Raw genomic sequence first — 1,758 nt, 5'->3', positions numbered from 1 at the left:
ATTTCCCAAAATACTGAGAAAAGTTCAGCGGTCCGGGAAAGGCATAGCTGCGTTGCCGGCCTTGGCGGGCGTCAGCCCGCCCGCGTCCTCCGCCTTGCTCTGCATTCCCCGTCCCCGCTTTCTTTTTTTCATGATTTCTGGGAACTGCCCTAGGTACAGTCTACTCCATCGGCGGCGGTATTGCAAGCCGTCCACTGCCTGTGGTATAATAAAAAACAGGCCGGAGCCTGCGAAGGGGGAGACACAATGGGATTTCAGATGACCGGTGCGGCGCTGATGCTGCTGTTTTACGGGTGTTATATCGTAAAGATGATGGCCCAGCGGAAAAAGGGCATCAGGACCGACCAGATGGGCAGGGGGAAGACGGGCGCGGCCAGGGTCATCGAGCTGGCGGTGAAGGCCGCCGCCTGGGGCACGGCCGCCGCGGAGGCGGTGAGCGTCCTCAGAAATACCAGTATGTTCCCGCTGCCGGCACGGATCGTGGGAGCTTTTGCGGCGGTCCTGGGTACAGCGGTGTTTATCGCCTCTGTGGTGACCATGGAGGACAGCTGGCGGGCGTGGCCAGGGAGGAGAGGACGGCCCTTGTGACCCGGGGCATCTACCAATTCAGCCGGAATCCCGCCTTTCTGGGGTTTGACCTCCTGTACACCGGTATGGCGGCGATGTTCTGCAATTGGGTGCTGCTGGTGGTGTCGGTCCTGGCCGTCGTGATGCTTCATCTGCAAGTTGTGGAGGTAGAGGAGAGGTTTCTGGCGGAGGCCTTCGGCGCGGAGTACCTGGAATACCGGGAGCGGGTGTGCCGGTATATAGGCCGGCGGCGGTGACGCCCGGCGACGAGGGAGATCTTCTCCGGCCCGGCCGGTGCCCTTGCGCTGGAGCGGTTCCTGTGCTATACTGCCAAAATGACAGGACAGCCGCAAAACCGGCTTCGCCGGAGAGCGCGGCATCTTTTGAGGAGGCCGTTATGACGGATATTACGACCATTGGTGAAATTTTAGTTGATCTGACTCAGACCGGCGTCAGCGGGGCCGGTATTCCGCAGTTTGACGCCAATCCCGGCGGAGCGCCCGCCAATGTGGCGGTGGCCGCCTCCCGGCTGGGAGCCGGGACCGCCTTCTGGGGCAAGGCGGGAAAGGACGGCTTTGGGGCGTACCTGCGCCAGGTGCTGGAGGACAGCGGCGTGAACTGCGCCGGCCTTCTCACCGGCCGGCAGGCCACTACCATGGCCATTGTCTCGGTGGACGCTGCCGGGGAGCGGGATTTCCGCTTTGTCCGGGGCGCCGACCAGGAGCTGACGCCGGAGGAGGTGGACGAGGCCGCGGTGCTGGACAGCAAGATTCTGCACTTCGGCTCCGTGAGCCTGACGCCGGGCCTGGCCCGCAATGCCACCATCTTTGCCGCCCGGACCGCCCATAAGAACGGCCGTGTGGTGAGCTATGACCCCAACTACCGTCCCGCCCTCTGGGCCAGTGAAGCCGACGCCGTGGAATGGATGCGTATTCCCCTGCCTATGGTGGACATCATCAAGCTGGCGGAGGAGGAGCTGCCCCTGCTCACCGGTACTTCCGGTTTGGAAGAGGGCAGCCGGCTTTTGGAGGAGCAGGGGGTCTCTCTGGTGCTGGTGACCCTGGGGGGCAGCGGCGTGTTCTGCCGCTGGCGGGGCCAGGCCTGGCGCCAGCCCGGCGTTGCCGTGAAGGTGGCGGATACCAACGGGGCGGGGGACACCTTCCTGGGGGCCGTCCTCAGCCGCCTGTGCCG

At 64.2% G+C, this 1,758-nt stretch carries 3 protein-coding genes; all 3 read left to right on the top strand.

The genetic code is table 11. The annotated features are described in order from the left end of the window. Positions 1-246: 246 nt before the first annotated feature. The gene (locus QZ326_RS13480; RefSeq protein WP_326172294.1) at positions 247-588 is read left to right on the top strand and encodes a hypothetical protein; all 342 of its coding nucleotides are present in this window, start codon (positions 247-249) and stop codon (positions 586-588) included. After that, entirely contained in the window at positions 558-824 is a 267-nt protein-coding gene (locus tag QZ326_RS13475; protein ID WP_365329358.1) for an isoprenylcysteine carboxylmethyltransferase family protein, read from the top strand. The genes QZ326_RS13480 and QZ326_RS13475 overlap by 31 nt, the downstream gene beginning before the upstream one ends. A 140-nt stretch (positions 825-964) precedes the next feature. Continuing rightward, positions 965-1,758 (top strand): carbohydrate kinase family protein (locus QZ326_RS13150; RefSeq protein WP_295746092.1); only part of this gene is annotated, 794 nt, incomplete at its 3' end.

Source organism: uncultured Oscillibacter sp. (assembly GCF_910587525.1).
Classification (GTDB): Bacteria; Bacillota; Clostridia; order Oscillospirales; family Oscillospiraceae; genus Oscillibacter.
The sequence above is the reverse complement of the archived record's forward strand: the minus strand, read 5'-3'. Positions and strand labels throughout refer to the sequence as shown.